Annotated in this window: 22 protein-coding genes; 17 read left to right on the top strand and 5 right to left on the bottom strand. The window is 27.0% G+C overall.

The annotated features are described in order from the left end of the window. On the bottom strand, positions 1 to 1,122 hold the full coding sequence (locus U5U50_RS03090; protein ID WP_324672697.1) for a hypothetical protein: 1,122 nt from the start codon (positions 1,120 to 1,122) through the stop codon (positions 1 to 3). Between the two features lie 261 nt (positions 1,123 to 1,383). Continuing rightward, the gene (locus tag U5U50_RS03085) at positions 1,384 to 1,884 is read right to left on the bottom strand and encodes a hypothetical protein (RefSeq protein ID WP_324672695.1); all 501 of its coding nucleotides are present in this window, start codon (positions 1,882 to 1,884) and stop codon (positions 1,384 to 1,386) included. A 508-nt stretch (positions 1,885 to 2,392) separates the two neighbouring features. Between U5U50_RS03085 and U5U50_RS03080 the strand changes: the two genes are divergently transcribed. From U5U50_RS03080 to rpmA, 8 genes are all read left to right on the top strand, one after another. Continuing rightward, positions 2,393 to 2,800, top strand: a complete 408-nt coding sequence (locus tag U5U50_RS03080) for a hypothetical protein (protein ID WP_324672693.1) — start codon at positions 2,393 to 2,395, stop codon at positions 2,798 to 2,800. Next, on the top strand, positions 2,775 to 3,047 hold the full coding sequence (locus U5U50_RS03075) for a hypothetical protein (protein ID WP_324672691.1): 273 nt from the start codon (positions 2,775 to 2,777) through the stop codon (positions 3,045 to 3,047). The genes U5U50_RS03080 and U5U50_RS03075 overlap by 26 nt, the downstream gene beginning before the upstream one ends. Before the next feature lie 69 nt (positions 3,048 to 3,116). Further along, on the top strand, positions 3,117 to 3,677 hold the full coding sequence (locus U5U50_RS03070) for a YbhB/YbcL family Raf kinase inhibitor-like protein (protein WP_324672689.1): 561 nt from the start codon (positions 3,117 to 3,119) through the stop codon (positions 3,675 to 3,677). Between the two features lie 9 nt (positions 3,678 to 3,686). Further along, on the top strand, positions 3,687 to 4,349 hold the full coding sequence (locus tag U5U50_RS03065; RefSeq protein WP_324672687.1) for a YbhB/YbcL family Raf kinase inhibitor-like protein: 663 nt from the start codon (positions 3,687 to 3,689) through the stop codon (positions 4,347 to 4,349). 285 nt (positions 4,350 to 4,634) lie between these two features. Next, entirely contained in the window at positions 4,635 to 6,017 is a 1,383-nt protein-coding gene (locus U5U50_RS03060; RefSeq protein WP_324672685.1) for a YitT family protein, read from the top strand. A 54-nt stretch (positions 6,018 to 6,071) separates the two neighbouring features. Beyond that, positions 6,072 to 6,314, top strand: coding sequence for a hypothetical protein (locus U5U50_RS03055; protein WP_323176736.1), 243 nt, complete (start codon positions 6,072 to 6,074; stop codon positions 6,312 to 6,314). A 204-nt stretch (positions 6,315 to 6,518) separates the two neighbouring features. After that, positions 6,519 to 6,818: a 50S ribosomal protein L21 gene (rplU, locus tag U5U50_RS03050; protein ID WP_257089080.1), complete on the top strand. Its 300-nt coding sequence runs from the start codon at positions 6,519 to 6,521 to the stop codon at positions 6,816 to 6,818. A 7-nt stretch (positions 6,819 to 6,825) separates the two neighbouring features. Beyond that, positions 6,826 to 7,086: a 50S ribosomal protein L27 gene (rpmA, locus tag U5U50_RS03045; protein ID WP_257089078.1), complete on the top strand. Its 261-nt coding sequence runs from the start codon at positions 6,826 to 6,828 to the stop codon at positions 7,084 to 7,086. 54 nt (positions 7,087 to 7,140) lie between these two features. Here rpmA and U5U50_RS03040 read toward each other — a convergent pair whose 3' ends face one another. Continuing rightward, entirely contained in the window at positions 7,141 to 7,866 is a 726-nt protein-coding gene (locus tag U5U50_RS03040; protein ID WP_324672680.1) for a DNA-processing protein DprA, read from the bottom strand. Between the two features lie 168 nt (positions 7,867 to 8,034). Between U5U50_RS03040 and U5U50_RS03035 the strand changes: the two genes are divergently transcribed. From U5U50_RS03035 to U5U50_RS03025, 3 genes are read left to right on the top strand one after another with little or no spacing between them, the layout of a single operon-like run. Continuing rightward, positions 8,035 to 9,072, top strand: a complete 1,038-nt coding sequence (locus U5U50_RS03035; RefSeq protein ID WP_324672678.1) for an NAD(P)-dependent oxidoreductase — start codon at positions 8,035 to 8,037, stop codon at positions 9,070 to 9,072. Then, positions 9,050 to 10,141, top strand: a complete 1,092-nt coding sequence (locus U5U50_RS03030) for an aquaporin (RefSeq protein WP_324672676.1) — start codon at positions 9,050 to 9,052, stop codon at positions 10,139 to 10,141. The genes U5U50_RS03035 and U5U50_RS03030 overlap by 23 nt, the downstream gene beginning before the upstream one ends. Before the next feature lie 57 nt (positions 10,142 to 10,198). After that, entirely contained in the window at positions 10,199 to 12,346 is a 2,148-nt protein-coding gene (locus U5U50_RS03025) for a Tex-like N-terminal domain-containing protein (RefSeq protein ID WP_324672674.1), read from the top strand. A 38-nt stretch (positions 12,347 to 12,384) separates the two neighbouring features. Here U5U50_RS03025 and U5U50_RS03020 read toward each other — a convergent pair whose 3' ends face one another. Beyond that, on the bottom strand, positions 12,385 to 13,074 hold the full coding sequence (locus U5U50_RS03020; protein ID WP_324672672.1) for a ribonuclease HIII: 690 nt from the start codon (positions 13,072 to 13,074) through the stop codon (positions 12,385 to 12,387). After that, positions 13,074 to 13,982, bottom strand: coding sequence for a Cof-type HAD-IIB family hydrolase (locus tag U5U50_RS03015; protein WP_324672671.1), 909 nt, complete (start codon positions 13,980 to 13,982; stop codon positions 13,074 to 13,076). Before U5U50_RS03015 ends, U5U50_RS03020 begins: the two co-directional genes overlap by 1 nt. Before the next feature lie 309 nt (positions 13,983 to 14,291). On the opposite strand from U5U50_RS03015, the gene pyrH reads away from it, so the two are divergent. From pyrH to U5U50_RS02985, 6 genes are all read left to right on the top strand, one after another. Beyond that, positions 14,292 to 15,011, top strand: coding sequence for a UMP kinase (pyrH, locus tag U5U50_RS03010; protein WP_324672669.1), 720 nt, complete (start codon positions 14,292 to 14,294; stop codon positions 15,009 to 15,011). Continuing rightward, positions 15,011 to 15,562 carry a ribosome recycling factor gene (frr, locus tag U5U50_RS03005; RefSeq protein WP_324672667.1) on the top strand — a complete coding sequence of 184 codons (552 nt, stop codon included), beginning with the start codon at positions 15,011 to 15,013 and terminating at the stop codon, positions 15,560 to 15,562. The genes pyrH and frr overlap by 1 nt, the downstream gene beginning before the upstream one ends. A 54-nt stretch (positions 15,563 to 15,616) precedes the next feature. Then, a complete protein-coding gene (gene mnmE, locus U5U50_RS03000) occupies positions 15,617 to 16,984 on the top strand; it encodes a tRNA uridine-5-carboxymethylaminomethyl(34) synthesis GTPase MnmE (RefSeq protein ID WP_324672665.1) in 1,368 nt (455 codons plus the stop codon). Position 16,985: 1 nt separating this feature from the next. Further along, the gene (locus tag U5U50_RS02995; RefSeq protein WP_324672662.1) at positions 16,986 to 17,789 is read left to right on the top strand and encodes a TatD family hydrolase; all 804 of its coding nucleotides are present in this window, start codon (positions 16,986 to 16,988) and stop codon (positions 17,787 to 17,789) included. Further along, positions 17,789 to 18,568, top strand: coding sequence for a 16S rRNA (adenine(1518)-N(6)/adenine(1519)-N(6))-dimethyltransferase RsmA (rsmA, locus tag U5U50_RS02990; RefSeq protein WP_324672660.1), 780 nt, complete (start codon positions 17,789 to 17,791; stop codon positions 18,566 to 18,568). Before U5U50_RS02995 ends, rsmA begins: the two co-directional genes overlap by 1 nt. A 164-nt stretch (positions 18,569 to 18,732) precedes the next feature. Then, positions 18,733 to 20,184, top strand: coding sequence for a DUF2130 domain-containing protein (locus tag U5U50_RS02985; protein ID WP_324672658.1), 1,452 nt, complete (start codon positions 18,733 to 18,735; stop codon positions 20,182 to 20,184). The last annotated feature ends 18 nt before the right edge of the window (positions 20,185 to 20,202 follow it).

Here is a 20,202-nt window from a genome sequence, read left to right as displayed (position 1 = left end):
TTAAAAATTAGTGATTTGTTTTTCTATTTGATTGATTTGTGTAGAAATTTTTGATACTTTAAAGTGATTATCATCTATTTTATGACTTAAATCTTGAATTGAATTTTCAATCCGATCTAGAATATTCTTTTTCTCCACTGGACGATGTTTTAAGAAAATAAATTTGTTTTTACTAAAAAATGATTTAGATGAAAAAAGTTGTAAACTAAATTCCTGTTTATTATCAGTAAGTTTAGTTTTAGTTAAATAATGTAGATTTTTCACCACATATTCTTTATCTTCTGTTTCGTCATCAATTTTCAATTCTTTATATTCTTCTGTTAAGTTCATTAAGTAATTATTTGGTCTTAAGTCACTTTTGTTCATATCATTATTAATAAATAAATCAATAAGAGATAATAAAATATCAAAATCTAAATCATTATTTCTTTTAAATGAAATATCACCTAAATCAGTTTCGTAATATCTTCTAATCACATCGATTGTGATTGGAGGGTATTGTTCTTGCGTCACAAACTTAACTGATTTAGGATCGAAAACAAATTCTCGATCTTCTCTGTATTTCGTGTAATCGTTAATGAATGTTATTTTATTTAAAGTAAAGTAAAACTTATTTCCAGGATTTCATTTAAGACTAAAAAATAAATTGCATGAATCTTGTTTTCATTTTTTTCTTTCTATGAATTTTTTTGAGAAATTAACTGTCAAAACAATATTTTTAAAAAAGATTCCATTTCTAGGGTTAGACTGAAAGTTTTTTCAATATTCTAAAAATTTATCTGATCCTGCTTGATCTTTGAATGAAATATTGTCTAAAATTCTCAATTTAAATGATCTAATATTGTTGTGATTTTGAACATCCATTAAAAATTCTCTAAAAATGGTATTAACAAAATTATCCCCATATGAGGATTTTTGTGGATATTTTTTTCTTAATGAATTAAAAATTATGTCACCAATTGTTTTCTTTTGGGTTTTATCTTCTCATGATTCTTGCTTAACATCAGGTATATTTGCTAGTTGTTTGTAATCAATTAAATTCAATCTGTTATTAACATCATTTATAACTTCTTCTAAACTATTTTGTAAAAAATTGATGTAGATTACTTCGTCATTAAACATATATAACTCCAAACAACTTTGATGCTTTAACTATTGAAATTTTAATATATAATATATATATTATCAAAAAAACAAGAAAAAAATCAAGTTAAACTAGGACAAGAAAAGTAGACAGAAAATAAAAAACTGTCTACTTTTCTTGTCCTAGTTTAATAGGTGTTTTCGTTTTCAAGTTCTTTTTAACTTGGAAACTCGAGTTATCTAAATTAAATAAAATGTTTAACTTTATTATTAAATTTGTTTCCTTTTACTTTTACATAATTAAACAAGAATACGCATTAGTGAAATTGCAATTTTTCCTTGTTCTCTTTCGTCTTCTATATTATTAATCAATAATTTTTTATTATTTATATAATAATCAAATCTTATTTTGTAACCTCTAAAAGATTTCATTTTTATATTCTTATCAATTAATAAATTGAATTTTTCATCCACTGTTAATTTTTTATTATCTATTATTTTTTGTTTTTCTAAACAATGATTCATTCAATAATCTAAATATTCATTTCCTTTTTGAACTAGATTTAACCCACTTAAATCAGTGAATTTTGTTTCATTAAGAACTTTTTTTAAATCGTTTATTTCTTCTATTTCATCGATAATTTTTTCTTGTTCATTTTGTATTTCTTGTTTTGTTGCTTGTAATCTTTTTTCTTCATAAGTTTCTTCTGTTGTTTTCTCGTTGCAAGAAACAGTAACGAGGTAAGAAAATCCAGTAATAGTAATTGCTCCTAAACCAATTAATTTATTAAATAATTTCATAATTAAATCTCCTTTTATAATTTGTTTTTCTTCTTATAAATAAATTATAAGAAAATCAAACTATAAACTGGGACACGAGATATGAATAATTCATATTTCGTGTCCAGTTTAGGTATGTTTTTTATTGTGATTTTGTTTTTAAATATAAATATTATAATTAATTCTGTTAAATATTGCTTGCGAGTTTATATTAAATTATTTTCTTTTAAATGTGAATATTGTTAATTAATTTGTTTAAATAGGGTGTATGCAAGATAACAAGTCTTAAAGAACATTTAAAAACCATATAAAAATTAAAGTAAAAAAGATAGAACATTAAAGTCTATCTTTTTTATCAGCTTCTTGCTTTGTTTTTATTTAATAATTTAATCTGTTTATTAATATGTTCTCTAAATGTTTCTAAATGTTCGCTTTTAGTTTTTTTATACTATAAACTTGAAAACTTAGGATGTAAACTTTAATAAACTAAAAGAAAATATCAAAAAGAAAAAAGTATTAGATTTTAAAGATGCAACATACGAAAAAAACTAATGAAACTCTAAAATCAAAAGTTAAAGATTTAAATACTAATAGCGCAACATTTGATGAACAATTAAATGATTTAATCCAATGTTTTGATAAATTTAAAGAAATTAAAGAAAATAGCGAACTTAACAATTCAATTAAGAAAAAATTAATTGATCAAATAGTTGAATCAAATAAATATTTAAATGAAATTAAAAAACAAATTGATGTTATTAAAAATATTCAAAATAATAGTGCTTTAAGTGAAAAAACTAAAGAGCAATTAATAGAAGAAATTTTGGTTCAACAAAATTATGATACTGTTAAAACTAAAATTGAGAAAATTAAAAAATTACAAAATTCATTAACTGATTTAAATAATGCTTATGAAGAAGTTAAAGAAAAAAGTTAATAATAAAACTCATCAAGAATATCAAAATAATAAAGATAAAACTCAAGATATTCTAGATCAAGCCAAAGATAAGACTTTAGAAGAAATTAAACAATGAATTAAAAGTAGTAATCAATTAAGAGATAATATTGAAAGTGATAAAGCCTCAAATAATATTACTCAATTAATAGTCGCTTCAACTTTAGTAGTTCTTACATTAGGCATTATCTTATCCCCTTTTTTTTATAAGAAAGAAAATTACTCATAAATAAAAACAAAAATCAAAAGTTTTAAACTTTTAGTTTTTTATTATTAATTTTTGTGTTATTTTTTATGTATGCAAATAAAAAAATACCAAAGAAAAATTAATTCTTCATATTTTGAAGAATTTGATAATAAAATATATTTAAAACATTCCACTTTAGAAAAAAAGAATAATCATTATCTAAATTTTGATTTATCTTGAGAAAAAAATCCTGTAGCTAAATCTTATGCTTTGATTTTATTAGATTATGAAGCTTCAAGAGTAATAGGGCAACCATTTATTCATTGAATTGTAGCTAATATAAAAAATAATTTTTTAATTCAAGGCGCAAATTTAAATGATACTACAATTGTTCAAGGTGTTAATTCTACATGTGAAGGTTTAAATCAAGATAAACAAGGAGTATTAATAGAATGTATTCCTTCTGCTTTTAAGCAAACTTTTAAACAAGCAAGTAATTATTTTCCACCAATGCCTCCTGACGATACACATTTATATACAATAAAAATTGTTGCTTTGTCTAAAGATCATTTAGATTTGAAAAATGGTTTTCATTTGAGTGAGTTATATGAAAAAATGCATGATTATATTATTGACGAAATTGAAGATCATTTTTGATATAAAAATAAATAGGAGAAGAAAATGTTAAAATTAGGTAATAATAATTTTGTGCAATCGTCAATGATAAATGAAAATGGTTATATAGCTGATCATGCTGGAGCATTAAATAATATTAATCAAACCTTATTTGCTTCTTACTCTCCTGATTTTAGCTGATCAAAAGTAAATAATGCTAAATCTTATGCTATTTTAATTGAAGATTTTGCAGCTTCTAAAGTTATTGGCATGCCTTTTATTCACTGAGTAGCTTTAAATATTAAAGATAATTTTATTGAAGCCAATCAATCATACTTAGACTATAGTAAATGAAAAAAATCTAATAGTTATTTTTATAGTGATGATATATTATGACAAGGGCATAATTCTTCAGTTAATCAAACTTTAATAAAAAACAATAAAATTAATAGCAATTTAGGTGGCATTTTACCGGAAGCTTTTACGGCAAAAAATATGGATGATTCTTTATTATATTTTGGTTGCTACCCACCAGATCAAGATCATATTTATACAGTTAATATTTATGCTTTAGACGTTGAAGCAAAAGATTTAAAATATTACAAAGATGATCATAAAAAAGAATATTCATTCAATCAACCTTTTTACGTGGGAGATTTTATACAAGCAATTAGCGAACACACTATAAGTAAGCAAATTTTAACTTTTAAATATAAACAAGTTAAATAGGAAAAAAGATAAACAATAAAGTCTTTTTTCTTTTTTTATTCTTTTTTAATTTAAAATAAACACTTTTTTCATTAATATATTTAATATATAAAACTAATTATCTTTTTATCTTTTTCATACTAAATATCGTTTTAACATATTGCAAAGCAGTTGTTATCTGTTTTAGTTTCACTTAAAAATTACAGTTTTTATGTCTATTTTGTAATTCTAATTATCATAAGAAAATTGCTTGCATGACTAGGAATTTTTTAATTATTTAATAGATAATAATATAAAATATCTTTCATGAAGAATAAAGATAATTTTGCAAATCAAAATTGCAATAAAACTACCACACCAAAATCATCTTGAATTACTAATTATTTCAAATTTAAATCAAAGAAAATTGACCTTATTGATAAAACTTCAATGAGTTTGGATGCTAATAATTCATCAGTGATAATCAATCCTGCTGAGATTCAAAAAGAAGAAGAAAAATTAAAATACAAGATGGCAAAGTATTTAAACAACTCAAAAGAAAGTAAGTTTATATTTAAGACGTTTTGAGCTAAATATTGATTAAAACTAGTGCTTATTTTTGTATCAGCGTTAATTTTTAACTTTGGAATTCATATCTTTTTATCAAAAGCAGACACAATTCCTTCTGGAATTACAGGAATTCCTACAATCTTGCAATATTTATTTCCTATTTTAAGAAACTATTTTGCTTTAATTTATTTTGCTTGTAATTTACCTTTGTTTATTATATTTTGAAGAAAAGTCAAGTTCAGTTTTATTGGATTAACTTTATTCTTTATGCTTTGTTTACAATTAACAAACTTTATTTTCACAGAAGAACATGTTCATTCATTCTTGTTTGAAAAAATCAATTTAATACCAATTGATTATGATAACTATAATGCATCAATTAAAGATACTACAGTAATTGTCGAAGTTGCTTCAACACCTGGGCAAGGTAATTTAAAAGAATTAATTGATTTTAAATTAAATGCAAGCACATTTAGTACAGAGAAAGCAAAAGAATTTAGCGAATATAGTCAATACTCAATTGAACAATTAACTCAATTAGCTTGATATTCAGATGGAATCAGCTGAGGCGTTTTACTTTATGGATGTCTTGGAGCAGCATTTATTGGTACAGGGATAGCTATTTCTTGAAAAGCAGGTGGTTCAACTGGCGGAACAGACATTATTGCTTACTACTTCTCTACAAAACATAAGAAAAGTGTTAGTTCAATTCTTGTTATTGTCGGTTTCATAACAGCAGTTACATTTATGCTTATTTATGGATTCATTCGTCCAAATCAAAATGGTGAATTATTCGGAATGAGAGAACTTTCAACATTCTTATACTTAATAGTTACAAATTTAGTTGTTGCTATGTTGTATCCTAAATATAAAAAAGTAAACTTAACAATTATCTCAACAAATCCAGAAACAATTATTGCTTACTTTAAACTTATTAACTACTGACACAGTTACAGAATTGAACGTTTTAAATCAGGTTACACAGGTAAAACGGCAATTAAAATCGAAACTACAATTCTTCTTCTAGAAGAAAAAAACTTAATTTCTGACTTAAAAATGATCGATCCTACTGTTTGAGTTTCTTGTTCAAAAATAGCTAAAGTTTCTGGTAATTTCAATACAAACTATGTAGAACAGTAAAAAAACTGTTCTTTTTTGATCAATTTTTACTATATAAATGAAAGGAGGTTAACTATGAAACTTAATGATCTAAAACCACTAGAAAAAGAAAAGTATTCACAAATTCAACCTGGTTTTTCGTTTGCTGCTTTAGTTCCGTTAATTCCATCAATAGTTCAAGGTGCAATATCTATTCTTGGTTTATTTAAGTCATTTACATCAAATTCAGGTTCAGTTAAAGGCAAAGATCAAGAATTCAAATGAGATAATACTGTTAAGAAAACTTCTAACGTAATTGAAAACTACTTATTATTTTAAAAAAATTATTATTCATAATTTTTCAATTTATAGTCATCATTTCGTTGAAGAAATTTTGTATAACTTCTATATTTTAAGACTAAAAAAACTTACTAATTTTACTTTATTACTATATAATAAGCATGTTACATTTGTAACCGTACTAAAGAGGTTCATTAAGTGCTTAAGCCACCTCAAAGACGAGCCACATTTTGGAGGTATTGCATGTTTGCAATTATCGAATCAGGTGGAAAACAACTTTTAGTTAAAGAAGGTCAAACAATCTTCGTTGAAAAACTTGAAGGTCAAGAAAACTCAGAAGTTAAATTTGATAAAGTTTTATTAGTTAACGACAAAGTAGGGAGACCTTACTTATCTAATGCTGTAGTTTATGGAACAATCGAAAAACAAGGAAAAGCAAAGAAAATTGTTGTATATCGTCACAATGCAAAGTCTACTCACAAAAGAAAATTAGGACACCGTCAACCTTACACACGTGTTAAAATTACAAAAATCGAAGGGTAATTAGAATATGGCACACACGAAAGCCGGTGGTTCTACCCGTAACGGTCGTGATTCTCATAGTAAGCGTTTAGGTGCTAAATTAGGTGATGGACAATTTGCAACAGCAGGATCAATCATTTACCGTCAAAGAGGAACAAAAATTTTTCCAGGACAAAATGTTGGTCGTGGTGGAGACGATACATTATTCTCAAAAATCGATGGATACGTAAAATACGAAAGCAGAAGAAACAGAAAGTATGTTTCTGTATATCCTGAAAGACAAAACTAATTTTAATTTATATAGTAAAACGTGCCACAGCAATTATGTGACACGTTTATTTTTCTAAATTTCAGTAACAGAAGTAATTAAAGTAGCTCCAGACTTAATAAGTTGATTATTCAAATCACTAAAATCATCACTAGGGAAACATTTTATATCCTTACCAATATCAGCAAAGTAATTTACTAACTGTATTGCTTTTGAATCTCCTTTTAAAGAGAATGAAATAAATTGTTTGCTTAATAAAGAACTTAATAAATTTGCTTGCTTAAAATATTCTCTTCTAGGATGACAATTTAAGGGATACTGAGATATATAAAGTTCATTTGGTTTTAAGGTTTGTTTTAAAATCTCATCATTAAAACCTTCTTTTAGAATGTGAATAATAGAACCATTGTGTTTTCTATAAAAATCAACAATAGATTTTTCACTTTCTTTATAGTCATTGGTAATTAGCACATGAGAATTAACCATATTTTCAAGCTGATTTTCAGAATTAAAACTATCTAGCAGATTTCTTTCATCAACTAGATAAACTTTATTTTTGTTTTTAAGTAGTGAAGTGTTTCCATACATATAAAGCACATAAGGTGGATATTTAATAATATTTAAATTCAAAGGATATTCTTCATCTAAAATGGTGATGAACTTTATTTTCTTTTTCACATACTCTTTTACTCATTGTGTTAATAGATTCATATCGATTTTAGGAATACTTTTAAGATTTTTATAAATTATGTAATTGTTTCCCTTGTGTAAGTTAGATAAATAAAATAATATTAAGTTCATTTTCTCCTCCTATTTACAATAGTAAATTTAGCTGAAAATGAACCATTTTTATACCTAGCACACTATTAGTTTAGTTTAAATAAAAAACCTTTGTTTTAGTATAAATTTAATATAATTACTTTAAAAATTATTAGGTTTATTTTTATTCATTTTTATCTAGGAGAAAATATGAGAATCGCATTTTTTGATTCTAAAGATTACGATATTAAATACTTTGAAAAATATAATGATGGAAGACACGAAATTACTTTTTTTAAAGAAAACTTAAACTTAGATACAGTTAAGTTAGCTAAAGGTTATGATGCTGTATGTGGGTTTGTTAACACTTATGGCGACAAAGTAATTTTAGAAGTCTTAGCAAAAATGGGTATAAAAGTTTGATTGCAAAGATCAATGGGATACAACAAAATTGATGTTGCTAAAGCTAATGAGTTGGGAATTCACGTTTACAGAATTTTTAACTACTCAGCAGAAAGTATTGGTGAATTTGCTTTTGCAGGATTATTAGCACTTAATAGAAATCTTTTAATTGCTAATAAAAGAGTTAAAGATTACAACTTCTCATTAAATGAACTTGATGGACTTTGTGTCGGAAACTCAACAATTGGGGTTGTTGGTTCAGGGAAAATTGGACAAACATTTATTAAAATTGCTAAAGCAACAGGTGCTAGAGTTTTAGTATTTGATGCATTTGCTCAAGATAACTTCCCTCAATTAGCAAAACAATTTGGATTTGAATGAGCTTCATTTTCAGAAATCTTACAAAACTCAGACTTTATTTCAATCCACTGTCCTTTATTACCTTCAACAAGATACTTATTTGATAAAGCCGCTATTGATATGCTTAAACCAGGAGCAATTATTATCAATACAGCTAGAGGAGAGATTGTTGAATTACAAGCGATGATCGATGGACTTAAATCAGGTAAAGTTCGTGCATTTGCAACTGACGTTTTAGAAAGAGAAGAAGGAAGATTTTACGAAGATATTTCATCCAGAATTAAAGAACTTAAAGAACAAGATCCTCAATGAGCAGAATTAATTGAAATGGACAATGTTTTAGTAACATCACACCAAGCATTCTTAACAGATTTAGCTTTAACTCAAATAGCTAAAACAACATTAGAAAATGCAGACGCTGCGCAAACAGGAGATTACTCAAAAGCATTAATTTTATTAGAGAATGGAAAAATACAAAATGGTTAATACCCAAGAACTATTAATTAAGAAAAATAGCTTTTTCAAAGATTTATTTAGCTTCTTTAAGTTAAGAGCATCAGAAAGACAAAATGCTGAAAAGCCAGCTGATTTAAAAACTTGAATCATTCACGGTTTATCAGAATTTATCGGAACAATCTTTTTATCACTTGCATTAGCAGGTTTATCAATTTACACATCTTCAGGTAAAGTTGTTGAAGAATATATGTTACATAAAATCATTGTTGGATTTTATGCAGGATTTATTGCTGTTGGTGTAGTGTTATTCATCTTCTTACGTTGAAGTTGTGACCTCAACCCGGCTGTCACTATTTATCGTTATATAAACGGTAGAAATAATGGTTACTATGCTTCATATAAAATTGCAATTCAATTCTTAGGAGCATTTGCTGCTGCAGGATTCATCTATTTATTTGGATACTTATCAGTAGGAAAAGATAATTTACCTAATGCCCCAATTACTGCAATTGGCGCTTACAAAGCTTCTTTTATTGCAGAATTAGAAAAAGGTTCAAATCCATCAACAAATCACGTTTTAGCAAGTGGAACAGCGTGAATTTTCTTTGTTGAGTTAGTTATGACAGCTATCTTATTGTTCCCAATTTTTTCACCAAACATTAACAATAAATACCGTGATTTAATGATTATGTTCATTATTTCATTATCAGTATGAATGGGAATTTTAGGTGCAACAGCAGCTATTAACCCAGCTAGAGGATTAGCTCAACAATTACCTGCATTATTTACGTCAGAAACTCTTGTTCGTAAACATTTAGAAACAAAAATTACTGAAATAGCCCCTGATTTTAGGTTTGATACTTCAGTAACATTAGATCAATTAAAAAATTCATTTGCATTTGATTCATTAGTTTACGCAACATTTGCTATGTTATTAGGAGATTTATTAGCTCCAGTATTCTATGCATTTATTCAAGGATTCACACAAAGAGTTGTAAACCCATTTGTTGTTAAAGTTATTGCATTTAAAAACTTTAGAGTAGACTCAATGACAACACCAGAAAAAGAAGCAAATAAATCAAACAACAATAAACAATAATAATCTTAAGAATCACTTCTTAAAGTGATTCTTTTGTTTCTAATAGGAAAGGATAATATGAAAAATAACGAATTAGCCTTGGAGTTAGCTTCAAAAGAATTAAACATTCCTACAAATCAAGTTCAAACTGTTTTAGAAATGTTATCTAATGGAGATACAGTCCCATTCATTTCACGTTATAGAAAACAACAAACTGGTGGGCTTAATGAAGAACAAATCTATCAAATTGAATCTATTTACAAATACAAAGAAGAGCTTTTAGATAGACAACAAGCAATTATTAAAATTCTAAGTGAAAAGAATTTGATTACAGACAAACTTAAGAAACAAATTTTAAATACAACTGTCAAAAGCGAATTAGAGTCAATTTATGAACCATTCAAGGTTGGTAAAATCACAAAAGCAACAAAAGCCATTGAACTTGGTTTAGAGCCACTTGCAAAGAGAATTTTTGAGAACAAAAACTCTCAATTTGATGTCGCAAGAGAAGCTAAAAAATATTTAACAGAACAAGTGCCTACAGTTGAATTCGCTATTGAGCAAGCTAATTTCATTATTGCACAGTGAATTTCACAGAATGTAGAAATTAAAAATCAAATTAAAGAATCAATCTACAATTTTGGAAGAATTAAAACAACAAAGTCTAAAAAAGTTAATGATGAAAACGATGATTTAGTATTCTTAAATTACTATGATTTTTCAAGACCTATTAAATACATTAAAAACCACAATGTATTAGCAATTAATAGAGGTGTTAAATTAGATAAACTTAAACTTGAATTTGAGTACAAACACGAACCACTAGTTATTATCATTTTAAAAGTTATCGATAAAACAAGAAACAATAAAAACAATGTTATTGATGCGATTAATGATTCACTCAAAAGACTTATTTTACCTAGTGTAGAAAGAGAAATCTTTAGTGACTTATTTGAAATAGCTGAAAAAGCAAGTATTAATATATTTGCAAATTCAGTTGAGAAATTATTAACTGCTCCGGCAATTACAGGACACAATATTTTAGCCATTGATCCTGCATATGTTAATGGATGTAAAATAGCTGCATTATCTGAAAATGGAGATGTTTTAGGTATTACTAAAATTTACCCTAATAAACCACAAGAAAAAGTGCCAGAGGCAACTAAAGTAGTTTTAGATTTTATTAATAAATATAAAATTACTATTGTTGTTATTGGAAACGGAACAGCTTCAAGAGAAACTGAATTATTTATTTCAAATATTATTAAACAAAACAATTTAAAGGTTAAATATGCTATTGTTTCTGAAGTTGGAGCTAGCGTATACTCAGCTTCACAAATTGCAATAGAAGAATTCCCTAACTTAAGTGTTGAAGAAAGAAGTGCGATTAATATTGGTAGAAAATTCTTAGACCCATTAAATGAATTAGTAAAAATTGATCCTAAATCAATTGGTGTTGGTCAATATCAACACGACTTAAATCAAAAAGAATTAGAGCAATACTTAAACTTCAAAGTGCAAAATGTAGTTAATGAGTTTGGTGTTGACTTAAATACTGCTACAAAGCATATTTTGATGTATATAGCAGGTTTAAGCAAGAAGATAGCTCAAAATATTATTGAATATAGAAATAGCAAAGAAAGTAAAAATTTCAAAAGCAGAAATGAACTTCTTAAAGTTCCGGGGTTAGGTCCAAAAAGTTTTGAACAGTCAGTAGGTTTTTTAAGAATATTCACTTCATCAAACTTTTTTGATAAAACAATAATTCACCCTGAATCATATAAATTAGCATCAAAAATTGTTGAAAAATTTAACTTAAAACCATGTGAACAAGGTATAGATATTTATAACTTAAATGCAGAATCTATTGCTGATGAATTAAATTCAGACATTTATACAGTTGAATTGATACTTCAAGCATTAGCAAGTCCTACTAAGAAAATTGTTGATAATAAATCAGGATTTATCTTAAAAGACAGTGTGTTAGATGTAAATGACTTAAAAGTTGGAGATACAATTCAAGGAACTGTAGAAAATATTACTGATTTTGGTATATTTGTTTATATCGGAATCAAGAAAAACTTATTTATTCACGTAAGTAATTTAAATTTAAATCAAAATGAATCAATCTTTGACAAGTATTATCCAGGTTTAGTGATTAATTCTGAAATCACTGAAATTAACTTACAAAGAAATCGTTTAAGTGGAAAAGTTTTAGAGAACTAAAAAAATGAATAGACCAGTGTATAAGGTCTATTCATTTTTTATTTAAGCTTAAAATTAAGTTTTAAAACAGAGTTTAATGAGCTTTCACCATAAGTTTGTGTAAACTCGTGAATTTGAGCAACAACATGCTTGTTAGCACCAAGTAAGAAATTGAAATTTCAATTCTTACTTTGTTCTTTCATATATTGCAATAAATGGTATCTTCCAATAATTGAAGCACATGCAACTGATAAGTGAATGTCTTCAGCTTTATTAACTAGCAATGTTGGCAATTGTAACTCATTTAATTTAGCTCAGTTATTTTCAATAAAGAATTTTTGATGATATTTTAATATTGAATTAGTTGTTGAATATTTATCAATAATAATTGCAGTTGCTTGAATTTTGTATTTTTTAGCCAATCCACTCAATGCACTTGCGTGGGTGAAAAATTTAAGTTCATTAGCATTATAAGACTTGCTTAATTTGTTATATCCAGCTTGTGTAAGTGTGTAAACGGAATATTCAAGAAATTCCATTAATCTAGGAGCTAAAGATAAAATTTGTTTATCAGATAGTTTTTTAGAATCCTTTACACCTAATGAAGTAACAAATTGTTTAAGCTTATTTGGTAAATAAACTGCACAAGAAACAAGTGGTGTTCAGTAATCACCAACCCCTGTTTCATCAACTCCAATTACTTGCTCTAAATCAACATTAAGTTGTTTGATATCATCAATATATTTCATTATTCTTCCTCGATAGCTTGAATTTTTCTTTTACGCGCGTTTGATTTTTCTATCTCGGCTTGTGGATTGTCTAAGAATTTGTGAATGTATTCTCCAACTCCACCTTCTTTGTTTGTTTTAGCAATTCTAATTGACGCATATTTTTTAACGTCTTTTGAAGCATTAGCCATAGCTACTGAAATGTTTGCGATTTTAAACATAGGGACGTCATTAAATCCATCTCCTAATGCAATTGTGTTTTCGACTTTAACGTCATAGTATCTAATTAACATACTTAAAGCTTTACCTTTGTTAGCTGTAATGTTAGTCATATCGAAAACAGGTGTTAAACCTTCTCCTTTTGATCAGTATGAGAATTCAGCTAAGTCACCATATCTTGATTTAAGGTATTTTCTAAGCTCTTCAATGTTTGTTGTCTCTTTAACGTCAAAGATAATTCCTGTAGGCATTAAAGGAATTTTGTATAAGTCTAAACCTATACGTAATTTTGAACTAGTTTTAAATCCGAAAACTTTTTCAAGTTCTTCATCACGGTGATCTAATTGAACTCAGTCTGGTCCTTCAATAGCGATGTTTGAAATTTCTTTTTTAACTTTAGGATCACCTAAAATGTATAATGCTTCGTTTAAGTTTAAATATTTAATGTAAGGGATGAATTCTTGATCATATGGATGGTGAATATGCGCTCCATTGTAGTTAGCAACGATTGTGTTAAGACCTAATGATTCATAAATGAATTTAGTACTTCTTCAAGGTCTTCCTGTAAGGATACATACAACGTGCCCTTCTTCTGTTGCTCTTTTAATTGCACTAAGTGTTCTGTCGTGAATAACACCTGTTGCACTAGATTGAAGTGTTGTACCATCTAAGTCAATAGCAAATAAAAATTTTTCTTTTTCTGCTGCCATAATCTACCTCTTTCTTTAAATTATTTTTGGAAAATTTTATTCCTATGCCATAGGAATATTAATTGAAAATACAACATATTTGTAAAATATGTCTATAAATTATAAAGTATTTTTTAAAAAACGGTAATTTGTGAAAAAAATTATGAAAAGTTCCATAAAAAAGTGAAAAATTGCAGTTTTTATCCTTAAATTTATAGATTTTGCAAAAAGTTAAAAAAAATAGACTGAAAAATCTTTTTTCTATATAATTACTTTAAAGATTATTATTTATTAAATAATAAAAACTTAACTTGTTAAATAGAGGTAGTGATGATTAAGTATCAAAGAATTCTTTTAAAACTTTCTGGAGAAGGTTTTGCAAACAAAGAAAAACATTTAGCAATTGACTATGATTTAGTTCAAAAAATTGCATTACAACTTAAAGAAATTGTAGCTAAAGGTATACAAGTATCAATAGTTATTGGTGGAGGAAACTTCTGAAGAGGTGCTTCTGCTGAAAAAAATGGAATTAACAGAAATAAAGCTGACTATATTGGAATGCTTGCTACAATTATGAATGCTATTGCTTTAGGCAGTGGTTTCGAGCGTGTTGGACTTAAAGCTAGAGTTCAAAGTTCATTAAACATTGATCAAAGAGTAGCTGAATATTACATTAATGAAAAAACAATCAAATATTTAGAAGATGGTGAAGTTGTTATCTTTGCCGGAGGAACAGGTCGTCCATTCTTTACAACAGATACAGCAGCAACATTATATGCATCAGAAGTTGGTGCTCAAGTTATTTTAATGGGAAAAAATGGAACTGATGGAATTTATGATTCAGATCCTAAGAAAAATCCTGATGCAAAACATTATGATCACATCACTTATGACGAAATCTTAGAAAAGAAATTACAAGTTATGGATTTAACAGCCACAAGCATGGCTAGAGACAACAATATTAATTTAATTGTGTTTAACTTATTAGAAGAAAATTCAATTTTAAATGCACTTGAAGGAAAAATTAAACATACAGAGGTTACTAAATAATGGAATTAGATATTTATTTATTAGATTTTGCTGAAAAAGCAGAAAAAGCACTTTCACATTACCGTTTTGAATTATCAAAAATTTCAACAGGTAGAGCTAACCCTCAATTGATCAAAGGTATTCGTGTCAATTACTACGACACACCTACACCACTTGAGGAATTATCAAACATTTCAGTTCCTGAGCCACAACAATTATTAATCAAACCTTACGATATTACATCAGTTAAGGAAATTAATAAAGCTCTTGAAAAAGCAAACTTAGGTGTTATGCCAATTGATGAAGGAAGTCAAATTAGATTAAACTTCCCTCCTCTTACAACTGAAAAACGTAAAGAAATGGTTAAATCATTATCTAAGTTAACTGAAAATGCTAAAGTAGGTGTTCGTAATGCTCGTCAAGACGTTAATAAAGCTATTAAAGCTGATGAAGAGTTATCAGAAGATGAACAAAAAAGATACTTAGATGTTATTCAAAAAGAAGTTGATAAAGAAATTAGTAAAATCGACAAAATTACAAGTGAAAAACAAGAAGAATTAATGAATAAATAAATGTCAAACTAGCTTTTTAGCTAGTTTTATTGTATTTATAAGAAAGGAGACAATATGACTAATGATACAATTGCAGCAATCAGCTCAGGTTCTCATATAAATCAACCAATTTCAATTGTCCGTGTATGTGGTCCTGATGCAGTAAATGTTGTTTCTAAAGTTTTTAAAGGAAAAATTGGAGCAAATCACACAATTTCATATGGTTTCATTCACGATAATGGACAACTTATTGATGAAGTTTTAGTTATGTCATTTGTTGGTAAAAAAGATGCAAACGGTAATGATGTATTCAATAACTATGTTGGCGAACCTTTAATTGAAATTAACTGTCACGGTGGAATTGTTGTTACAAACAAAGTTTTAAGTTTATTACTTGAAAATGGTGCCAGATTAGCTGAACGTGGCGAATTCACTAGAAGAGCTTTTTTAAATGGAAAAATGGACTTAATTAAAGCTGAAGCTATTCACGATTTAATTATGGCTCAAACTTCATCTCAAGCACTTGCATCAGTTAATAAATTCAAGGGTAAAACTTCAGGTTTAATTGATGAGTTCTTAAATAAGATTGCTGTTTTAATTGGTCTTGCTGAAGTTAATATTGACTATCCTGAATACGATGATGTTGAACGTTTAGATTCAATTAATATGTCAGAGAAAATTTCTGTTTTAATCAGTGAACTAGAAAAAATAGTAAAAATTTCAGAGGATTCTAGATATGTTTTTGAAGGTGTTAAAGTTGCATTTTTAGGAAAACCTAACGTTGGAAAAAGCAGTATTTTAAATGCACTTTTATCAGAAGAGAAAGCAATTGTTACAGATATCGCAGGAACTACAAGAGATTTAGTTGAAGCTACCTACAAAATCAATGATATGTTATTTAAACTTGTTGATACTGCTGGTTTAAGAAACACTCAAGAAATTATTGAAAAAATTGGTATTCAAAAATCATTAGATCAAATTGAAAAAAGTGATCTTGTAGTTCATGTTGTATCTGCAAACGAATCTGAAGATGATTTTGATAAATTAATTGAGCAAAAATCAAATGAATTAGGTAAGTTTTATTTAAAAGTTATGAACAAAAAAGACTTGCTAAAGTCAGATAAGTCATTAGATGATAACGTTATTTATATTTCTGCTTTAAATAAAGATATTAAAGCATTAGAAGAAGGTTTAGTTTCAAACTTCCAGAATATCAATATTTTAGATGAGCGTATTTTTTCAAATACACGTCAACTTTCACTTATTAAGCAAGCTTTAAATTCACTCAAGGATGCTAAAAAGGCACTTGATGACTATGCAACTTTTGATATGATTATCATCGATTTATATGCAGCGTGAGATCAATTACAAAATATTAAAGGAAATGTAAACAGAGAAGACTTATTAGACGTTATGTTCAGCACTTTCTGTTTAGGTAAATAATATGAGTTCAAAGAAAAATAAATTTGTCGATGCACATAATCATTTATCAATGTCTTCTTACAAACACGAAGAAATTATTGATATGATTTGCGAGCAAGCTTATGCTAATAGACTTGAATTTATGATTGTTAATGGTGGTCACGCTGAAGAAAATAAAGAAGTTATCAAGTTAGCTAAAAAGTATCCTGATCTAATTAAACCTGTTATAGGAATTCATCCTGAGGATGGAATTGATGAGAATGATTATTTAAGATATAAAGATTTAATTGATGAGACTATTGTTGGAATTGGAGAAATTGGATTAGATTACTTCTATGAAGAAGGTGTCCCATCAAGAGAAAATCAAATTAAATCATTTACAAATCAAATTAAATTAGCACAAGAATTAAACCTACCAATTGTTGTTCACATTAGAGATAAAATCGACCAATACCAAGCTTACCAAGATGTTTATGATATTTTAAAAGAGTTTCCTAACATCAAAGTTATGCTCCATACATTTGCCGGAAATATGAAATGAGCTAAAAAATTTTTAGAATTTAAAAATCTTTATTTTTCATTCAGCGGCGCTGTTACATATGGAACAACAAACCAAACTAGAGATATTATTGAATTTTTGCCGCTTGAAAGAATTCTTACAGAAACTGATGCTCCATTCTTAAGAGTTCATCCATATACAGAACAAAAAAATGAACCAAATACAGTTTTATTTGTCGCTTATTACATAGCAGGAATTAAAAAAGTGGGTATGGATAAATTCACAGATAGAATTAATAAAAACTTAAGGACTTTATTTAATTTATAATGCAAAATAAAAAAGAAGTTTATGCAAAAAAGAAGTTTGGACAAAACTTCTTAAAAGATCAAAACATTTTACGTAAGATAATCAATGTATTTGATGTAAAAGAACAAAAAGTATTGGAAATAGGACCGGGTAGAGGTGCTTTAACTAATTATCTTTTAAATGCAGGTGCTTATGTAACTGCTTTTGAAATTGATACTGATATGATTGATGTTCTAAATAAAGAAATAAACAATCCTAATTTTAAACTTATTCATCAAGACTTCCTGGAAGCTGATATAACTAATTTTAAGGACACTTACATTATTGCTAATATTCCTTATTACATAACGACTGATATCCTATTTAAAATATTTGAGAACAAAGATAATTTTGAAGGTGTATTATTAATGGTTCAAAAAGAAGTGGCGCAAAGAGTTTGTGCTAAACCTAATAGTAAAGATTATTCAAAATTATCAGTTTCATCACAATTTTTAGCTGATTGTAAATTAGAATTTATTGTTCCTGCAAACGCTTTTTCACCTGCTCCAAAGGTAGATTCAGCTATTTTATCTTTGAGATTTAAAAATAATGTTTCATTAGATGAATGAAATTCAATTAAGGATTTCTTCAAATTATGCTTTGAAAACAGAAGAAAGAAACTTTCTTATTCATTACAAAATAAATATTCAAAAGATCATATTCTAAGTATATTTGAACAATTAGGATATGATGATAATTTAAGAATTCAACAATTATCAGTAGAGAAAATTGTTGAACTATTTAATATGTTAGAAAAGTAAGTGTAACCACTTGCTTTTTTTTCTAAATTATAAAAAGTAGAATATTATAAAAAATACTAATAGTATCGAAAACAAGGCATATAAAATTAGGAGTGAATGTAAAAAAAAAAAAAAAAAGTATAATAAAAATATAGGACAAAAAACAAGTCAGAAGGGACGTTTATATGAAAAAGATTGAATTTAGATTTAGTGAACAAAATCCAATGAAATTGGTTTTGGCTGAAAATGCTTATGCTGGTGATATTATTGATTTGTCAAGCTTAAATGATACAGAATTATTCATTTTAAGTAGCAGCATAAACAATGAAAGAAATGATGATATTAGAAATCAAGTAAAAACAGAAATACTTGAAAATCTTACAAATTTACCTGAATATAAGGTTAATGTTCAAGGTGTGATTGATGAGTATAATAAAAAGATTACTGAGCTAAAAACAGAGCTTGAAGTCTCAAAAAAAGCAAGACAAGACGAAATTGCAAAATTAGAATCATCATTTAAATTAGCTCAAGAAATAGAAAAACAAAAGCAAACTGATGCTTATAATGATTTAAAAAATCAGTTAAGTGAATTAAAGGTTTCAATGAATTCAACAATTGAAGCTGAGAAAAGCAAGTTTGAAGTAAATAATATTAAGGCAATAGAAAAGGCTAAAGAAGAATACAAAAAAGAATTAGAAAAAGAAAATCAAGTTAAGAATAATCAAATTATCGAAGAATTAAAAAACAATTTTAAAGAGCAAATTGAAGAGCTTAAAAAAGAAAAAATTGAAGTTCAAAATAAATTAGAAGCTGCTAACAACACAATTGATGCTCTTAAAACAAGTAAATCATTATTATCTTCAAAAAGAGTTGGAGAAAACTTTGAAGAACAAATTGCTCACTTATTAGATCAGTACACGAACTTGGATGATTTTGTTGATTATGAAAAAACAACAACTAATATTGATGGTACAAAACCAGACTTCTTAGTTACTTTCTACAAGAACGTCAATAATAATAGAGTGAAAATTGGTTCTGTTGTTATTGAAGCAAAATCAGAAACAGAAAATGGTTCACAAAAAAACTCACAATTCATAAATAAATTAATCAAAGATCAAAAAGCGCGTCACGCAGAAGCTGCATTCCTAGTTACTGAATTGGAAAAAGAAGATGACTTTCTTGTAAAAATTGAAAGAGATAAAGATAACAAGAACCAAGTTTGAGTAATAAGATTACCATTTATGATTCAAATGTTGCAACTACAACGTTATATGTTTTTAAAGGCTTCTGAATTCAATTTTGTAGAACTTAGAGATAAAATGAAAATTCTTGAAGAATTTGAACAATTCAAAAAGAAACTTTTAGAAACGAGATTAGATGCACTTAATAAAGTTGCAACTGATATGAAGAAACAAGTTGAAAAAATTCAAGAGTCAGCTAATACACTTGAAAACTTACTTTCAAATGATCTTGAAAGAAAATTCAGATACTTAGTTGATGAAGTCGAAAAATTCAAATTAACTAAGAAAATGAACAAAGTTAATTGAGATAGTGCACTACAATCTGTTGAAGCTAAAACTCCACATTTAATCGAGGGAGCACAAGAAGCTCACATAGTTGAAGTAGAAGAAGAATAGAAAAAGAAAATCAGCAAA

The sequence above is a fragment of the Mycoplasma sp. 888 genome, assembly GCF_035609225.1.
Classification (GTDB): Bacteria; Bacillota_I; Bacilli_A; order Mycoplasmatales; family Metamycoplasmataceae; genus Mycoplasmopsis.
This window is presented reverse-complemented; position numbering and strand designations above follow the sequence as displayed.